Source organism: Reichenbachiella sp. (assembly GCF_039944555.1).
Lineage (GTDB): Bacteria > Bacteroidota > Bacteroidia > Cytophagales > Cyclobacteriaceae > Reichenbachiella.
In genome coordinates, this window is the sequence record NZ_JBDUYN010000009.1 from 208,535 (window position 1) to 225,905 (window position 17,371).

Genomic DNA, 17,371 nt, shown 5'->3' on the forward strand with positions numbered 1-17,371 from the left:
TGAATAGTCATTTTATAATTCTGAAATGTTTAAATCCACCACAACCTTTTTAAGTCCATCTAGCACGAATGGTGGTTTATAGTCTCTGGATATTGGGGCATGCCTATTCTCGCCACAGCGTAATCCTGAATTCGGCACATATATTTCCCACATATCAGAGAGTTTTAAGGATCCTGTTTCTTTATCATTCAACATTAAGTCCAATGTTTTCTCCCCATCTCTCCCTTTATTAATATCAAAACCTAGAAGGTGCTTTCCGGCAGGTATTTTTATTTTTGATTGGACTCTGGCAACCTGGGTCCTTGTGTAGACATAAGTAAAGCACAGATGGCTATCTCGAATGTATAATTCATATCCTGCCCCACTGTCTCCGGAAGCGAGGATAACACCATTGGCATTTGTTCCTACCTCTACCTCTGCCCGCAGTTTTGAGTTGAAATTATAAATATCGGGGGCGCTTAATCTGTCTAATCTGGTTGATCCCCGAAAGAATAGGTACCTGGCCTTTGGCTGAGGCACAGTCTTTATATATAACCCCATGGCATCATCAGCCATTGGAAGAATATTGTACTTTTCCGCCTCTTGGAACCAAAGGTTAATCAGTTCTTTGAGTTTTTCAGGCTGCTGATCTGCGAGGTTATTGATTTCGGAGAAATCATTCTCTATGTGATATAGCTCCCATACATCTTTTTCAAAAGAATCTCCTTTTTGGTGTTTGGTTACTGCTTTCCAACCACCTGCCCAAATTGCCCTGTCTCCCAGTGTTTCAAAATACTGAACCTGTTTTCTTGTTTTCTGCTCAGGATTATCGAAGGCATATGCGAAGCTCAAACCTTGTATGGGTAGCATTACCTGGTGGCTGATTTCGGATGGGAAATCTATGTCTAGCATGTCCAATAAAGTAGGGACTACATCTATTGCATGGGTGTATTGCTTACATATTTGATTTTGCAGCAGATTTCCGTTGGGCCAACTTACCACGAGTGGAGACCTTGTCCCTCCTCCATAAGTATCGGCTTTATACCACTTGAGTGGCGTATTGCTTACTTGAGACCATCCTGTGGAAGAACCTCCGTATGATTCATCTGAGCCCAATTTGTCCAAGTATTTCATTTTTTCCTCCATGGATTCCGGCCCCATATAAGCGGCTCGACGCGTGTCTATGCTGGGCACGATCTCACTTCCAGGGGCGGCTCCATTGTCAGAAACCACCATAACAATCGTGTCATCAAACATATTTTCTTCTTTCAGAAAATCTATTACACGTTGTATTTGATGATCGGTATGTTCAAGAAAAGCGGCATATATTTCCTGACCTCTGGCGGCTAGTTTTTTTTCGTCTTTGCTCAATTCTTGCCAAGGTTTCACTGCTTTATTCAGGGGTGACAGTTCTGTTTCAGCAGGGATTATCCCTATTTCTTTTTGTTTCTCAAATCGCTTACTTCTTACGGATTCATAACCTTCATCATATTGCCCTTTTTTACGCCGAATGTTATCCGAAGGAGCATGCAATGGAAAATGACAAGCACCAAAAGCCAGATACATAAAAAATGGTTTTTCGGCATCAGAGGCCACATGATCTTTTATATAGTCAATCGACTTGGTAGCTAGATCTTCACTTAAATGATAGTTGTTCGATTTGTCAGGATATGCCGCCTGAGTATTCTCAAACATTTCCGGATGCCAATGATCCATGGCATTTCCATGAAATCCATACCACTTGTCAAACCCTCTACCCGTTGGCCATTGATTGAATGGACCTGACGCATTTTGTTCATCTAGCGGGGATAAGTGCCATTTACCAATGGCATATGTGGCGTAATCATCTGCTTTGAGCACCTCAGATAATGTGGCAGCATCTTGTCTGATCCAACCTCGGTAGCTTTCATGATCTCGTCCCCATTCTGCAATGTTACCAACGCCTACTGCATGTGCATTTCTTCCGGTAAGAAGGCATGCTCTGGTAGGGGCACACAAAGCGGTCACGTGAAAATTATTGAACCTTGTTCCTTCTGCGGCCAGGCCATCGATACATTTAGTCTTATGCTCGGCACCATAGCATCCTAAGTCACCAAAGCCGACATCATCTAAGACAACCATCAATACATTAGGTTTTCTTTTCGGAGATCTTGGACTCCATCCTTTATTTTTTGAGCTATAACTAGTCGAGGAGAAATTGACTTTATCATATTGAACATTTTGACAACCAACCGCAATACCTGCGGATGCCAATGCCGACAATTGAATAAATCCACGTCTATTTATGGACTTCCCATTACCCATTTCTGTGGTTTTTTAATTTTTCAAAAACATCTATCCCCAATTGGCCGAGCATATCGATCATATCGATAAATACCCAGTTTTCGACGAGTTTATTTCCTTCACGTCTCCAAAAGTCTACCACTCTTGGGTAACATTTGATACCAGAAGCTTTCAGCCCTAACCAGCCATCTCCCAGGTGTGTGCCATACATGGCAGGGAACCCAAAGTCGCAAGAGTAGTTACCATCAGCGAATTGGGCGAATTGAGTGGCATCGGTTTTTTCGGTAATTCCTCTATCGGGAAACGCTGTAATGAAAGGGACTTGATGGTATTTTTGAAATCCTTTAAGTCCCCTGGTAGTCCCTATCCCTGAGGGCCCATACCACATCATTTTTTCCTCATGCCAAAATCTCTCCTGCCCCATGGATTCGAGTGATTTACCATCATAGCTGCCCAGACCATCGAGCATGTTTGCTGTCAACTCCAGTGATTTTTTACTCTCCTTGGGATCAGAATCTTGCAATGACACTCCGTCTCCTGTCATTGGACCAGGGGGCACACATTCTATAGCTCGGTTGGGAAAAAAATTGAATCCTGCTTGTCTGAGTACGTCTAGCATATCAAAAAAGAACCAGGCCTTGGATATTTTACCATTTTCTATGACAAAGTGGGCTGCATATCTAATCCACATAGGTTGATCTGTTTTAGGAATTTCGAGCCAGTCTTGGCTGAATGTCCCAATTATATTACCTGTAGTAGAAACACATGAAGTCTCTTTGTATTCGCCGCCCATCAAAATATATGGCTGAATCTGCAAGTCGGGGAAGGACTTGAGCAGAGGTCCCCAAAGTCCGGAGATCCATTCCTCACAACCTTGCATGGGTTTAAAAGGGGAGCTTGCTTTTAATTCAATATTCCCATCCAGATAGGTCTTCAAAATAGACATTATTTGTTCGTCTATTTTGGCCTGAGACAGCTCATTTAAAAAATCAGCTACGTATTTTTTATTGGTATTGATCATTTATTATTCTCTATTTCTTTTGATACATTCTTAGTATGCTGAGATCCGCAAGTTGCAGGCATTGATAAAGCGTGTTCATCAAGTACTCGCGGTCGACATACCTAACTCCTCTCGTTGTTTATCTGGCAAAGCACATCGTAGCCATCAAATAACATCCACTCTTCAATGATCCTGCTATCTTTCACGATGTAGTGATTTATGCCTCTTAAAATGATTTGCTTGCCTGATGGTATCCCAAAAAACCCGCCTCTAGCGTGTTGGGCTTTCAGCACCCAGCGAGCAGCCAGCTCATGTTCTCCGTTCTTTTTGTTGACGGTAATCCGTTCCAAAATCACTTTCTCTTTTGTAAAACAGCTGAGTATTTCAAATAAATGTCTTTCAAAATTTGATGCGTTGTAATCTTTGTTTCTTATGCCATGGATGACTGCGTCGGTATGATAAAATGCTCCAATGTCTGAGATCGTTCTATCTGAATAGACACGTTGAAAGAGTTGTTGGATAAGATTAGCGGGACTTTCCGAATCGAGGTCTCCCAATTTCGATGGAGAGACGTCCACTGGCTTGATTGCCTCATAGCGGTTATCTTTTTTGGCTTCTTCAACAGGGTCAAATCCCAGCTGCTCTATGAGGTGAAGGTTATCCCTTACCAACCATTCTTCAATGATCATATTGGATTTGATGACACAGTCGGCAATTGTCCTGAATTCGACTCTTTTACCTGTGGCAGTGCCATGTGCTGTTTTTCCTGTATTGGTGGCATGAGACAATATACGGTGTGAACTATAGAATGCATCACCAAATTCTTCAGACCAGATCACCGCCTCACCAAGCATTTTCCTATCGGGAAATGATGAAAGTGTAAGCAAAGTACTCTTGACTACTTCTTCCACTCCCTGAATATCCAGTCCTCCAGCATGAACGACAAGGTCTTTGGCGTAGGTGTCGTAGATTACCCAAATGGCTCGCTGTTCCCAAATCTCTTCAGTGATTTTCAGGATGTAGTCCACAATATTTGAGTATTTCTGGTCGAACCCAGGCAGTTCCTGATTTTCTCCGTTCAGTCGATATTCTTTTGTTTCAGTATATATCATTGTTTTTCTTCAAAACTTGATTTCAAGTCAGCTACTAACTGCCTTGAATATTGAGTTAATATCATGCTATCCGACATAAATGAAATGAGTTGATAGCCCTTGTTCATCATGACCTTAGCAACTTCTAATGAGGGACTCCAAATACCTGGAATTCGCTGCTTCTTTTGTGTTTGTTCCACGATCATGTTCAAGGCCGAATCAAGTAGTTTCTGTATGTTGCCATTAGGGTTTTCAGCCTTGATCGATTGCTTCAGGTCTCCGGTGCCCACAAATATTCCGTCGAGTCCATCCACGTTCAAAATTTCTTTCAAATTTCTCACCGCCTCAGTGGTTTCTATCATCGCCAGTGTGAGAACCTGCTCGTTGGCCTTTTCCAGGTACTCATCTCCATGCAGTAATTTGGCCCGCGTAGGTCCCATACTTCGAATTCCCGATGGCGGGTATTTACAAGCTTGCACAAACGATTCGCATTCTTCCCTACTGTTAACCATCGGGCAAATAATGCCCATGGCTCCTGCGTCCAGTAGTTTCATAATTTGTTCAGGGCGGTTCCATCCTACCCTTGCCATTGGTACAAGGTTACTTGTAGAAATTGCCTGTAACATCTGCAAAGCGGTATCAAATCCAATCATCCCATGTTGTAGATCGACCGTAAGCGCATCCCATTTTGCTGTAGCCATTACTTCAGCAGTCCAGCCTGACGGAATATGAAGCCAACCATTGGCGATAGGCCTCCCTTCTTTTAATCGATCTTTCACTTCATTCTTCATTGTTTGATCAGATCCAGTTTGTGATTGTTTGATTTATTTTTTCTGGTCGTTCCATCGTACTCAAATGCCCACATTGTTCAATTATTTCCAACTTTGACCCTGGTATCATCTCATGCATTTCCTGATGCCACGCTACCGGGCACACCTTATCTTGTGCCCCAGCAATGATCAGCGTCGGACAAACAACCTCTTTAAGGGTTTGAGAAGAATCAGGTCTGCTGAGTTGTGCTTTCATTTGATTTCTAAACCCTTCAACACCCACTGAATCTGCCATTTTTATCACTTCATTAGACAGAGATTCTATTTTTGAATGGGATGGATAAAGCATTAATGGGAGCAGATAATCAGACGTAATATCTTGAAACCTTCCCTTCCTGGTCATTTCTTCAAACCTTGCAAAATTTGCTCTTGTTTGATCTGATGGTATTTTATAGTTACTATTCAATATGATCAATTTTTCTAGTCTATTTGAAGCTTGTCTGATGATCTCAAATGCGATGATCGCGCCATAAGATAATCCCATCAGAATAAACTTTCCCGGCACCTGTTCAAGGATTGCTTTTGCCTGGTCATGCAGGGTATCACGACTACTACTGTCTACTACATGCAGTTCGAATGTGTGTTTAAAATATTCGACTTGATGTCTAAAAAGTGACTCATTGCAAAGTGTACCCGGAATCATGACTAGTTTGTGCATATCACTTCAAATTGAACATCAAAGAAGGATTTACCTCCTTTAATGTTCAAAATAATTCAGTCTAATTCTGATACCAGTGCTTGGCGACGATGTTGTCTGCTCCAATGCTATTTACAGCAGACTCGTAATTTGCAGAATTGATGGATTGTTCCAAAGTCGGGTAGAAAACCCGTGTCGCGAATTCTCCGCTTGTTACGGTCGATGCCAATGGTCCTAATGTTAGATTTGGCAGGCCTGTACGTTTATGTTCTCCCCAGGACTCTACCGTGTTATTGAATAAATACGAAAGCCATTTCTGATCCATAAGTCTTTCCATGGTAGCATCGAAAGCAACCTCAGGTAGGGCTAAAAATCCCGCCGGCATCGTAATACCCCATTGGTCAAAGTTTGCAGTAATACCTGCATTGTAGTACTGTGTAGCCGTACCGGTTGATATCCAACCATTTAATGCTGCCTCAGCCAAGATAAACTGTACTTCTGCATGGCTAATGATTGTATAATTCAGCAAATCCGGATCTTCTACAAATCTGGTTGTCAATAAAGAAGTATTCGCATCTCCATTGCCGTTCCATGATTGGGCAGCTTCTCTTGTCAGACCATTTTGAACGCCTTCGTGATTGGGGTAACCAGTAGCGTTTTCAGGCAATCTGAAAAAGTAATCCATTCTGGGATCATCATAAACTTCATATACGTCCTGCATTCTTTTGGACATACTCATGCCTGAAAAGGTTGTGATGGCCTGAAGAGCAAAAGACGAAACATCAGGGCTTATACCAGAAAATTGATAAAATCCGGCATCGGCATTACTCGTGATGATGGGGTATGTACCCGGATCACTTACCATCTGATCTATCTCTGCGGCTGCATTTATTTCACTTTTATTTGACAAACGCAATAAGTATCTAAGCCTAAGTGAGTTTGCCAGTTTTTTCCATCGTGAAACGTCCCCATTAAACAGCACATCCCCTCCGTTTACAAATTCTGCGTTGGCGTCTAGTAAGGTATTTGCTTCTTCTAATTCCTGAAGTACACTTGCGTAGATGACTTGTTGAGAATCGTAAGATGGAGCGATATTTTCTCCTCCTAGCCCCGCCGCTGAAGCCGGCGCATTTATCCATAATTCTGCATTGGTTGCCAAATAATAGGATTTCATAATCTTACCGGCTGCGACATAGGCACTGAGTCCTTCTGCATCAGCTCCGGCCATCATATCATTCGCATTCCAAATGGCAGCATAGTTTTTCTGCCAAATTTCGTTAAAGAATGCTTCGCCTGTAGCAAAATCATACGCATCCAATTGGTTATCATTTCTCCTGACATAATAGTGCATGATTTGATCTGTCAACCAGGTTTGCAGGGTCATGTGAGCATTGATAGGTTCAAAAATCACGCTAGGCAGCAATGTCGCCGGGTTGTTTTCCGTTGGCACATTGTTATTTGTGTTTATTTCGTCAAACTCAGAAGTACAGGCACCTAAGCATAAGGTGATGCTACAAATGAGAACGAGCATATATATCTTTTTCATAGTTCTAAATTTTAAAATTGTACTTTAAGATTCGCTCCCAATGTTATCGGATTGGGTAATTGACCTACCTCGAACCCTGGCACTATTGTTCCACCGCTTTGAGAAAGCGCTTCTGGGTCGAAATGTCTTAAGAATCTATCTTTAGTTTTTATCCAAAGGTTTCTGCCAAAGAAGGACAGATGCACTTTTTCCAATGGAAGGTTTTTCAACCATGGTTTCAAGTCAATTCCAATGGAAATTTCCCTAAGTTTGAAAAATGTAGCATCATAAGTGTTGGCTTCTATATTCGCGGTCTGGAAGTTGGCTCTGTACCAATCCTGCCCTGTTGTGCCCGTGGTGTTAGCAGAAAAAGTGCCATCCGAATTCTCAATTACGCCCTCCGGAACAAAGTCTTCTGTCCTATGCGGTAAACTCTCGGTAATGATACCTGATCGATAAAGTAAGGCACTTGTATTAGATACAATTATCCCACCTTTTCGATAGTCAAAAAATACGCCTAAATCAAAGTTCTTGTACCTAATTGTATTTGTAACTCCCGCCGTCCAATCAGGGTTATAATTTCCCAAATTCTGAATATCGGTTTCAAGCCTTGGGCGCACCACGTCCCTGCTACCAGTATTGACAACGTCCAGGATAATGTCTCCTTCCGGAGAACGTGCGAATCCACGGCCGTATATATCTCCCATGCGACCTCCAGGTTTTGCTTCCACAGTACCACCTGTAGCTCCCTGAGCAATTATGAAGGTTTCAACTCCTTCTGTCAGTTTAACGACTTTCCCTCTATTTCTAGACCAGGCAACGGAAACATTCCAGGTAAATTGGCTTGTGGTTATTGGGGTGGCCTTTAGAAACAGTTCCAGTCCCTGATTCTCAATTTCGCCTGCATTAATTAAGCTACTTACAGCTCCAGATGCTTGGCTGATAGGTGTCTGCAAGATTTGATTTCGGGATATGTTTTTATAATAATTGAAATCAATTCCTACTCTATTCGAGAGCAATTTTATTTCTGTTCCTATCTCAAATGCGCTTGTTTCTTCTGGCTTTAAATTTGTATTAGGCAGCAATGAAGGGTTAATCACTGAGCTCGGTAACGTACCAAATGACAGTGTTCTTTGCGTTAAGAAGGGATCTGTGTCATTACCCACTTCTGCCCAGCTGGCTCGCACCTGAGCAAAACTTATAACATCTGGAAGTTCCATTAAATTGGAAAGCACAGCACTTACTCCAACTGAGGGATAAAAGAATGAGTTATTGTCACTTGGCAATGCAGAGGACCAGTCGTTTCTGGCCGTGACATCTAAATAGATAGATTCGTCATAGTTAAATTTAGCAGTGCCATATAAACTATTGATCCTCTTTTCTGCGTTGAAGTTGCTGGTAAATGGGGTATCTCCTGCATTTCCTTGATTGTATACTCCTAGAACACCTAAGCTCCTGGTTTCAAAGAATTTAGTGTTTGAAGTTATGTTCAGGTTATTGCCTCCTGCGGAAACTTCCAGGCCAATCTTTTCTGACAATGATTTTCTATAAGTCAGTAGCATATCAATATTGGTCTCATTGTAACCAATATCTTGCTCTCTATACATGCCATTTGGGAAATTTGGTTGTCCTGAAGGGCGTCTGGAATTTCTAGAATCATTATAATAATCTGTACCCGCTCTTACGAAAAGGGACAGGTCATCATTGATCTCGTAGTTGAGTTTAATATTACCAAAAAGTCGGTTACGCTTGAAGGCGTTTAGGTTTTCGTTGACAATTAGATATGGATTGGTTCCCCACGTTAAGAAGTGGTTTTGCTGCACACCCTCCTGTCCTGGCAACCAATAATCCCTAAAATCATCATAACTATAGTTACCCATCGCCCAATACATATTGTTAATAAGGCCTTCTCCTCCTGTTCCGATAACAGGTAAGTTACCTGACTGACTCACCACGTAGTTGGCTGAAATATCAAGGGTTAGTTTATCGGTAAGTTCAGTTCCTAATCTCAAACCAACATTATCTCTGTCGTATTCTGTATTTGGGACAATACCCGTTTTAGTCAATTTTGCTATAGAGATTCTACCCCAGGTATTGTCATTGCCAAATGATAAAGCCAGGTTGTTGTTGAAAGACACTCCTGTATCGAAAAAGCCTTTTCTGTCTAATCTGTACAAGTTTGGTGTGGGATCGGGCGTAATACCCAAACCAGCTTCTCTTCCTGTTGTTTGAGATATTAAAGCACCGTCGGTAGGAGCTCCATAATTACCACCCCAATTGGCTCTAAACACATTATCGAAACCGCCTCCATATTGTGTCTGCTCGTCCCAAAATCTAGTCACTTTATCTACCGCAAATCCAAAGTTAAGCGCAACTCCAATACCTTCCTTTTTTATACCCGATTTGGTTCTTATGACCAAAGCACCATTTGATGCTCTTGCACCATAGAGGGCGGCAGCTTTAGGCCCTTTTAGAACGGTTACATCTTCGATGTCATCAGTATTAAAATCAGTCAATCCGTTCCCGTAGTCTACTGGTAGATTGGACCAGCTTCCATTCGCGGTTCCCTGGATACCATCCAAATTGTTGGATACTACCACGCCGTCAACTATAATAAGTGGTTGATTTTTATCAAAGTTAAGTGAAGATTCTCCTCTTAAAATAATCCTTGATGATGAAACTCCTGATCCATTTCCTGTATTAATAGACAGTCCAGGAATTTTGCCGGACAATTGCTGGGAGACATCACCAATTCTTGAAGCATTGAGCCCTTTTGCTTCAATGCGCTGTGTAGCGTAAGAAAGTGAGGACTTCTTCTCTTCAATACCCAGCGCTGTAACAACAACTTCCTCGAGTGCCTGCCCTGGACTTAAAGAAACGCTTAATTGTGAGACGCCAACGACAGAAACTGCCTGCTCCTCGTATCCAATGAAGGATATGGTAAGCGTGGTTGCATCTGATGGCACATTCAAGGAGAATTTACCATCTATATCTGTAATCGTGCCTTTGCTCGTGCCAGATATTAATATACTAGCCCCAATTAATGCCTCGCCCGAATCGGCGTCACTTACTACTCCTGTAACAGTATTCTGGGCGAAAGCGCCAAAAACAATCACAAGAGATAAAATAATTGTTAGTACTTTTTGTTTCATGGTACATGTGTTTTGGTCTGTTTTACAAACACTAAATAATAAAATTTATTATTAACAACCAAGTATTTAATAAAATATTTTATTAACTATTCAATAAGAACTTGAACTCCGTAAACGAAATCCATCTATTATTACCGCATGGTATTATGACCCATCAGTAGTCAATCATTTCGGCTGATTTGAGCATAAGGCAGGCCCCGGCTTTCGAACTTAGATATCTACCAAGAGTCGTTGATCTAATTTCACAATTATTCAAACTATCTAGTAGCGCTGACTTCCGAATACCCATTTTGACTGCATCCATGAATATATCCATTACCATCACGAATTCTCCCCCTATGACCACTAGTTCCGGATTTAGCAGGTTAAGAATATTTCCAAGTGCTGCTCCTAACTTTTCACCTTGATCTTGTATAAGTTTGACCGACAAGCCATCACCTTTCTGAGCCGCTTCCAGGATTTGATGATAGGTCGAGCTATTGCTTGTCTCTAAGTCAAACTTGATAGACGTTTTGTTTTCCTTTAGCGACTCTTCCAGTTCATTTTTGAGTGCAGTGCCCCCTATTTCAGTTCCCAGACACCCTGTTTTGCCACAAACACAAAGACGATTTTTAGATTCATTGAATTGCATATGAGCCAAATTTCCTGCAAATCCTTTTGTACCTGATACCAGCGTACCTCCCACAATCATAGCGATCCCAAGGCTTCTACTTACTTTTACTATCAATGCATCTTCAAAATCTTTTGCGGCACCAATTGTCTGCTCAGCAATTGCTATTGCCCGGGTATCATTGTCAATAACAACGGGTAAATCCAACCTGGATTTTAGATGTTGAGTGAGCGCATCGCTTAATTCTGAATAATAATTTGAGGGTTGATTGACATGTACATCAATATCACCTATCATCCCTACACCTACTCCTATGATGTTTTCTTTAGAAATCTTTGAGTCTTCTATTGTTTTCGAGATGAAAGTTTCAATAAAATCAAGACAGGCAGGGCTATCTTCCAGTACAAATTCCCGACTCAATTGTTCATGAACACTTTCGAGGTTCGGTTTTCGAATACTGACGTGAATCCATTTTGAAAGTACTTCAACGCCTACTACATAAAATTTTTCTTGATTGATACGATACTGCGTTGGTTTTCTCCCATTTTCAACAACACGTTTGCCATCTTTGACAATGTAGCCATCGTTGACCAAATCCATAACTACTTTAGTTCCCGTCGGCACGCTGATATTGAGATACTCTGCTATTTCTGGAATAGTCGGCGATTCGATTGACTTGGCTAGATATTTTAGTACTGAGCTCTTAGATGAACTATGCCGATCACTTTCTTTTTTTTTATTGTTTTTTAAAATACCCAAGATATTATCTGATTTTATTTACAAACTAATACTAATATAATAAATATATTAAGTAATTAGGCTTCCGATGCATATTGTAAGAAAAACCGGCAAACTGTTCAAGCCCCGGTCTCATAACCCTAAGATCTAACGCGATCTGCTAGTCAGGTACTACTTCGTTCACATTAAAAATCAGATATCAATTGAATCCCTCTCCTATTGTAATATGTGAGGTTAATCAATTGTTATATTTTCCGGGTATCCAGCTATTTATTCGGACAAAAATATGCTGAGAAATTACGATTTTGGATGAGAAAAAATGAGAAGTAATAGGAAACGATAGGAAACAAAAAAGCCCTTAAACAGTTAATTAGGAGCTTTTTTCTCATCCAGATTGGAAAATTTCCTATCCAGTTTCCCATCTACTTTCTCAGCTCAAGTAACACGATATTTTCCACATGGTGTGTTTGTTTGGGTTAAAAAAAGCCTTCTCAAGCTGTTAAGGCTACCTTTTCAAGGATCAAGTCTTTACTCGGACAAGGTTCGGACAAAAACATGTTCGTTTCTCATCTTTTTCTCATTATAAATAGGAAAAAGATGAGAAATCCTTCCTAGTCCTTGAAAAGAAAGGAAATGGATGGGAAAAATTTTATTCGGTTAATCTTTGCTGTTTTTTAAAAGCAGCTTTCACTATGTCGCAACTACAGGCATATCACAAAACCAGCATATTTAAGAACTGAAGTAAATAATTTGATACCAATCAAACTATTTGATGAAACAGCCCTTACTGAAATTGAATTTTTTAGGATACCCAAAAGGAGCATCTTCGATGCAGGTTTAATGCATCGCTTTCGCAGCACAGAGGGACAAGAACAATCGATTAACATTTATAAGTGATTGATAATCAAACTACTGAATTTTTCGCCCTATTTACCCATCAGAGCTCATTTCCAAAATGGCAGGCAGCATTTTTCTATAATACCTTGAACAAGGTCCTTTGTTTATCGTGAATACCCTACCTCCGGACCAACCATCATAAGGCAATATCTTTTTGTTTCTCACCAGCTTCGTAAAGTGAGTGCAAAACGTTATTTTTAAAATTGAATGTCAAAATCAGATTATCAGTTTTGGAGATACTACAAAGGCAGAGAGTTTATGCATTTAGGTTTTGAGGGCCTGGTCGGTGATGAGGCAATTATTCAGCGCTGTGTTGAAGGCGGCAAGGAAACGATCAAAAGGCCTGATAAATCTGTAATCGCTTTGATTCATATCAAAGGGGCTACTATCACACCATCAGCCATGCGAATCATTAAAAAGATCGGGTTAACTACACAACCTAAATTTATAAGATCAGCCATTATAGGTAACACTGGTCTTGTCACCATACTGATACAAATTTACATTTCATATACTGGAAGTAAAATGAAATTTTTTACCAATTACGAATCTGCCATGGAATACCTGATTGCTGATGAATAGCACTAAGGAATATCAAAGATTTAAAATCGCTTATTTAAGCAGCAAAGGAATAGAGGATGTCATTGTCGATTTATTCGCCGATATCTATCTGGAACCTTATGTATACAAAAGTGCTTCTTATGTCCTGGAGGAGCCTTCCTTATCACTGTTGTCAGTAATCGTCATGGATGCAACTGCATTAGATGATTGGGCGTTTGAATTTCAAAGATTGCATACCAATATTTCAATAGCCGAAATACCTATGTTGCTATTGACTGAAGAGCGATTAAATGTGCAAGCCCAACAGACATTTCTAAACCAGGGAATTTACACGTGCATTCAAAAAAAACAACTGAACCAATTATTACTAGCATGTATTTCTGCTTCTAAAAGTTTTAATCGTATTTGCGACAAAAACGACGAGATAAGCAGCCTCAACAGAAGATTAAGTACCAACTATTTGATTCTCGACTCTAAAAATCACTGTATTGAAAGTATTCGTAGCAAAGCGGATGACTTAGGCGAGAAAGAGATACTGAATTCTTCCCTACTAAAGAAAGAATTGAATGCTATAAGCAAGGAAGCAAGTGCTCACTTAAATAATGAGTATCAACTCGAATTGTTTAAAGTTCATTTCGAAGAAGTTCACCCTTTGTTCTTCGAAAGTTTGCTCGCTGTAAACAAATCGCTCACCACCAACAATTTGAAGCTGGCAGCCTTTTTAAAGATGGGATTCAACAATAACGAAATTGCCTATCTGTCTCACGTCACACTTTCCACCGTTAAAAAATCTATTCAAAGGCTAAAAACCAAACTACGCCTGGCCCCTGATAAAAGCCTAAGAAATTTTATCAATGATGCGGTATACAAAGTTTGAGATACTTGGCCAAATGTCTCCCAAATGTCTCCCCATATAGTCTCCCGTATGTCTCCCCTGTTCTGTTGGCAGAGTTTGAGAAAACCAAAATATTTGTAAAGTATATATAAATAGAGCGGCCACTCACATATTAAGGAAAGAAAGCAACAGCCCAATTTTCAGCAATACCATCAAAGAGGTATAGGTTGACTAATGCGCTACCACCTGCAGCACTTCCGCTTAATAACAATTTTTTAGAAGAATTAAACCAAAGAATCACTCGAATTGATTCTATACATATAGCTATGGTCAAAATGAAAGTAATACTGGTTCTAATTTGCTGGACACTAACCACCTGGGTACATAGTCAGTCCCTGGAATTGCATTTTGTCAATGCCAATTATCAAACACTACAAGGTGAAAAAATAAGTGTCAACCAAGCTATAGGAAGTCCTTCCTTGACATTAATGGGCAATTCAGAAATCAGACTTGTGCCTATTTTGTCAACCGGGCAAAAGGAAACAATAACCCAATTGGCCTATGAATTTCCGCAAGGAGAAATATCAGTATATCCCAATCCATTCGTCTCTTCAATTCGAATAAAAACAGACAGCTATACCCTAAGCGAAATTCATATTTTGGATACCAAAGGGACAGAAATCCAACACATGAATTACAAAGATGAAATTGATCTGACCTACCTCTCTTCCGGCTTATATTATATCCGCATTTTTGATGACAAGCTAGAGCAGGTCACTACTTTAAAATTGATTAAAAACTGATCATTGAATTATGAAAAATTTCCTATATACAATACTCCTACTTATAGTTCCTTTGGGCTTGTCCGCTCAATCTCCAAACGAATTTTCGTATCAGGCACAGGCTTGGGATGCTGCCGGTGATTTGGTCAGCAACCAGGACATAACTGTTAAAATCGGAATTATCCAAGGCACGGCTGAATCGGCAGTGATTTACGAAGAAACACATGCCGTGTTCACAAATGACCTTGGGATCTTTGCCTTACCGGTGGGAAGTGGGTCAATCATTAGTGGTGATTTCAGTACCATTGATTGGGGAGCTACCAATAGCTTCATACAAATTGCTATAGACCCGGATGCTGGTAGCAATTTTAATGATGTGGGTACAGCAAAGTTACTTTCAGTTCCTTATGCCTTTTATGCCAAAAGCTCGGGAGGAGATGGTGACGCCGACGCAACCAACGAAATTCAAGAACTTTCTATTTCGGGAAGAGAATTGACACTGAGCAATGGCAACACTATTTCACTCCCTGAAAGCGTTGTGGATGGAGATAGCGATGCCACCAACGAAATACAAGACATCTCTTTGAGCGGATCAACCATATCCATTTCGGACGGCGCTTCAATCGATCTTTCTGTAATAGACACAGATACAGACACCCAGTTGACAGAAGCGGAAGTAGATGCCTTTGCTGATGATAACGGGTACCTGACCGCAGAAGTAGACGGTTCCATTATTAACGAAATACAAGACATCTCATTGAGTGGGTCTACCTTATCCATTTCGGACGGCAGCTCGATTGACCTTTCCGTAATAGACACAGATACAGACACTCAACTTACCGAAGCGGAAGTAGATGCCTTTGCTGATGACAACGGGTACTTAACTGCAGAAGTAGACGGAGATGTATCCAACGAGATACAAGACCTTCAATTGGTAGGTAACACTTTGAGCATTACGTTGAACGGTACACCCACTGAAATTGACTTGAGTCCCTATTTGGATAACAGCAACCTGTTACTTGAAGATGCGGATCAGGATACGAAAATACAGGTAGAGGAAAGTGCTGATGAGGATATTGTAAGATTAGATATAGCAGGCAATGAAATAATGACCATATCTGATCAAGGGGCTGTATTAAAAGGAACACTTGATTTAAGCAAGGGTATTGATAACATTGCAATCGGAAATAATTCTCAAAGTGCCATAACGACTGGCATTGAGAATGTCAGTCTTGGAAAAAATACGCTCCAGATAAATTCTGCCTCCAGCTCAAATACTGCAATTGGAAGCAACGTGTTGTCAAAAAACACTGCAGTTAATAATACAGGGCTAGGGTCGAGTGCACTCAGAAACATGGAAACAGGGGCTGGAAATATTGGCCTGGGTACAGATGTCCTTAGACAAGCTACTTCTGGTAACATCAATATAGCCATCGGTTTTCAGGCAGGTTCTAACAAAACAGGAGGGAATAATAATGTCATCATTGGTTCTTTTGCAGGCCAGGAAAATACAAATGGCGAAAATAATATTTTTTTAGGTGCCTTTGCAGGACAAAATGAAACCGGAAGTAATAAATTATATGTAGAAAACTCAAATTCTACAACACCCCTGATCTATGGCGAATTTGACAATAACCTGCTTCGAATAAATGGCACACTCAATGTCAACAATGCTTTTTCTTTCCCTACTTCAGATGGTACATCTGGACAGGTTATGTCAACGGATGGAAGTGGTACAATAAGTTGGGCGAGTACTTCTGGGGATAATTTAGGTTCTCACTTAGCATCACAGAACGTTCAAATGAATGGAAATTGGTTGACCAATGACGGTGGAAATGAAGGTCTGTATGTTGAAGCTGATGGTGATGTGGGAATTGGAACAAGTACACCAATTGGTGATTTTGAAGTGAATGGAACAGCCAAAACGAAAGACTTGACAGTCGATGGAACAATAACAGCCACCTCAGTTAAAATAACAAGCTTTCCTTCGTTTTCCGCAAAGTTGGCGGATCATCCAATTAGAAACAGCACAGGATGGCTTGAATTGAAAAATTGGCAAGGGGCACAACACAACAATGGAAGTAATTTTAATCCTACTACCGGAAGATTTACAGCACCACGAGATGGATTTTACTTTTTCTCAGCTCAAATACATGTCACTGGAGGTGATGCTGGTGGGTATGGACGCATGTTATTGTCATTAAATGGAGAAACAGATATTTACGCTATTAATAACGGACCTACTATTACGAAGACTTCTCCGATAGCACTTGCTTTTCAATCCAGTTGTGTTTTGAAACTGTCAGCTGGCGACTATGTTTCAGTATATACCTATGCAAGTGTGTTAGACATATGGACGTTTCAGGATAACTCTGATTTCAACGGGTATTTAGTCGGGGAGTATTAATGCTATAAACAGAAATTGGAAGAAATAATTAGTTAAACAGCTCA

General features: G+C 40.5%; 12 protein-coding genes. 4 read left to right on the top strand and 8 right to left on the bottom strand.

Going from position 1 to position 17,371, the window contains the following annotated elements:
- Nucleotides 1-12: 12 nt before the first annotated feature.
- The 8 genes from ABJD64_RS17150 to ABJD64_RS17185 form a co-directional block, all read right to left on the bottom strand.
- Nucleotides 13-2,283 carry an arylsulfatase gene (locus tag ABJD64_RS17150; protein WP_348181812.1) on the bottom strand — a complete coding sequence of 757 codons (2,271 nt, stop codon included), beginning with the start codon at nucleotides 2,281-2,283 and terminating at the stop codon, nucleotides 13-15.
- Complete coding sequence (locus ABJD64_RS17155; RefSeq protein ID WP_348181813.1) at nucleotides 2,276-3,283, bottom strand: ester cyclase; 1,008 nt, start codon at nucleotides 3,281-3,283, stop codon at nucleotides 2,276-2,278. Before ABJD64_RS17155 ends, ABJD64_RS17150 begins: the two co-directional genes overlap by 8 nt.
- Before the next feature lie 101 nt (nucleotides 3,284-3,384).
- On the bottom strand, nucleotides 3,385-4,374 hold the full coding sequence (locus tag ABJD64_RS17160; protein WP_348181814.1) for an ester cyclase: 990 nt from the start codon (nucleotides 4,372-4,374) through the stop codon (nucleotides 3,385-3,387).
- Nucleotides 4,371-5,144 (bottom strand): aldolase/citrate lyase family protein, encoded by a 774-nt coding sequence (locus tag ABJD64_RS17165; protein ID WP_348181815.1) that lies wholly within the window; start codon nucleotides 5,142-5,144, stop codon nucleotides 4,371-4,373. The genes ABJD64_RS17160 and ABJD64_RS17165 overlap by 4 nt, the downstream gene beginning before the upstream one ends.
- Before the next feature lie 7 nt (nucleotides 5,145-5,151).
- Nucleotides 5,152-5,841 carry an alpha/beta hydrolase gene (locus ABJD64_RS17170; protein WP_348181816.1) on the bottom strand — a complete coding sequence of 230 codons (690 nt, stop codon included), beginning with the start codon at nucleotides 5,839-5,841 and terminating at the stop codon, nucleotides 5,152-5,154.
- 61 nt (nucleotides 5,842-5,902) lie between these two features.
- Nucleotides 5,903-7,366, bottom strand: a complete 1,464-nt coding sequence (locus ABJD64_RS17175; protein WP_348181817.1) for a SusD/RagB family nutrient-binding outer membrane lipoprotein — start codon at nucleotides 7,364-7,366, stop codon at nucleotides 5,903-5,905.
- 11 nt (nucleotides 7,367-7,377) lie between these two features.
- Nucleotides 7,378-10,497 (bottom strand): SusC/RagA family TonB-linked outer membrane protein, encoded by a 3,120-nt coding sequence (locus ABJD64_RS17180; protein ID WP_348181818.1) that lies wholly within the window; start codon nucleotides 10,495-10,497, stop codon nucleotides 7,378-7,380.
- A 154-nt stretch (nucleotides 10,498-10,651) separates the two neighbouring features.
- A complete protein-coding gene (locus ABJD64_RS17185) occupies nucleotides 10,652-11,866 on the bottom strand; it encodes an ROK family protein (protein WP_348181819.1) in 1,215 nt (404 codons plus the stop codon).
- 1,083 nt (nucleotides 11,867-12,949) lie between these two features.
- On the opposite strand from ABJD64_RS17185, the gene ABJD64_RS17190 reads away from it, so the two are divergent.
- The 4 genes from ABJD64_RS17190 to ABJD64_RS17205 all read left to right on the top strand — a co-directional run bounded on the left by ABJD64_RS17190 (nucleotide 12,950) and on the right by ABJD64_RS17205 (nucleotide 17,327).
- Nucleotides 12,950-13,324 (top strand): hypothetical protein, encoded by a 375-nt coding sequence (locus tag ABJD64_RS17190; protein WP_348181820.1) that lies wholly within the window; start codon nucleotides 12,950-12,952, stop codon nucleotides 13,322-13,324.
- The gene (locus tag ABJD64_RS17195; protein ID WP_348181821.1) at nucleotides 13,317-14,180 is read left to right on the top strand and encodes a hypothetical protein; all 864 of its coding nucleotides are present in this window, start codon (nucleotides 13,317-13,319) and stop codon (nucleotides 14,178-14,180) included. The genes ABJD64_RS17190 and ABJD64_RS17195 overlap by 8 nt, the downstream gene beginning before the upstream one ends.
- 293 nt (nucleotides 14,181-14,473) lie before the next feature.
- Nucleotides 14,474-14,941, top strand: coding sequence for a T9SS type A sorting domain-containing protein (locus ABJD64_RS17200; protein ID WP_348181822.1), 468 nt, complete (start codon nucleotides 14,474-14,476; stop codon nucleotides 14,939-14,941).
- A 10-nt stretch (nucleotides 14,942-14,951) separates the two neighbouring features.
- Complete coding sequence (locus ABJD64_RS17205; RefSeq protein ID WP_348181823.1) at nucleotides 14,952-17,327, top strand: hypothetical protein; 2,376 nt, start codon at nucleotides 14,952-14,954, stop codon at nucleotides 17,325-17,327.
- The last annotated feature ends 44 nt before the right edge of the window (nucleotides 17,328-17,371 follow it).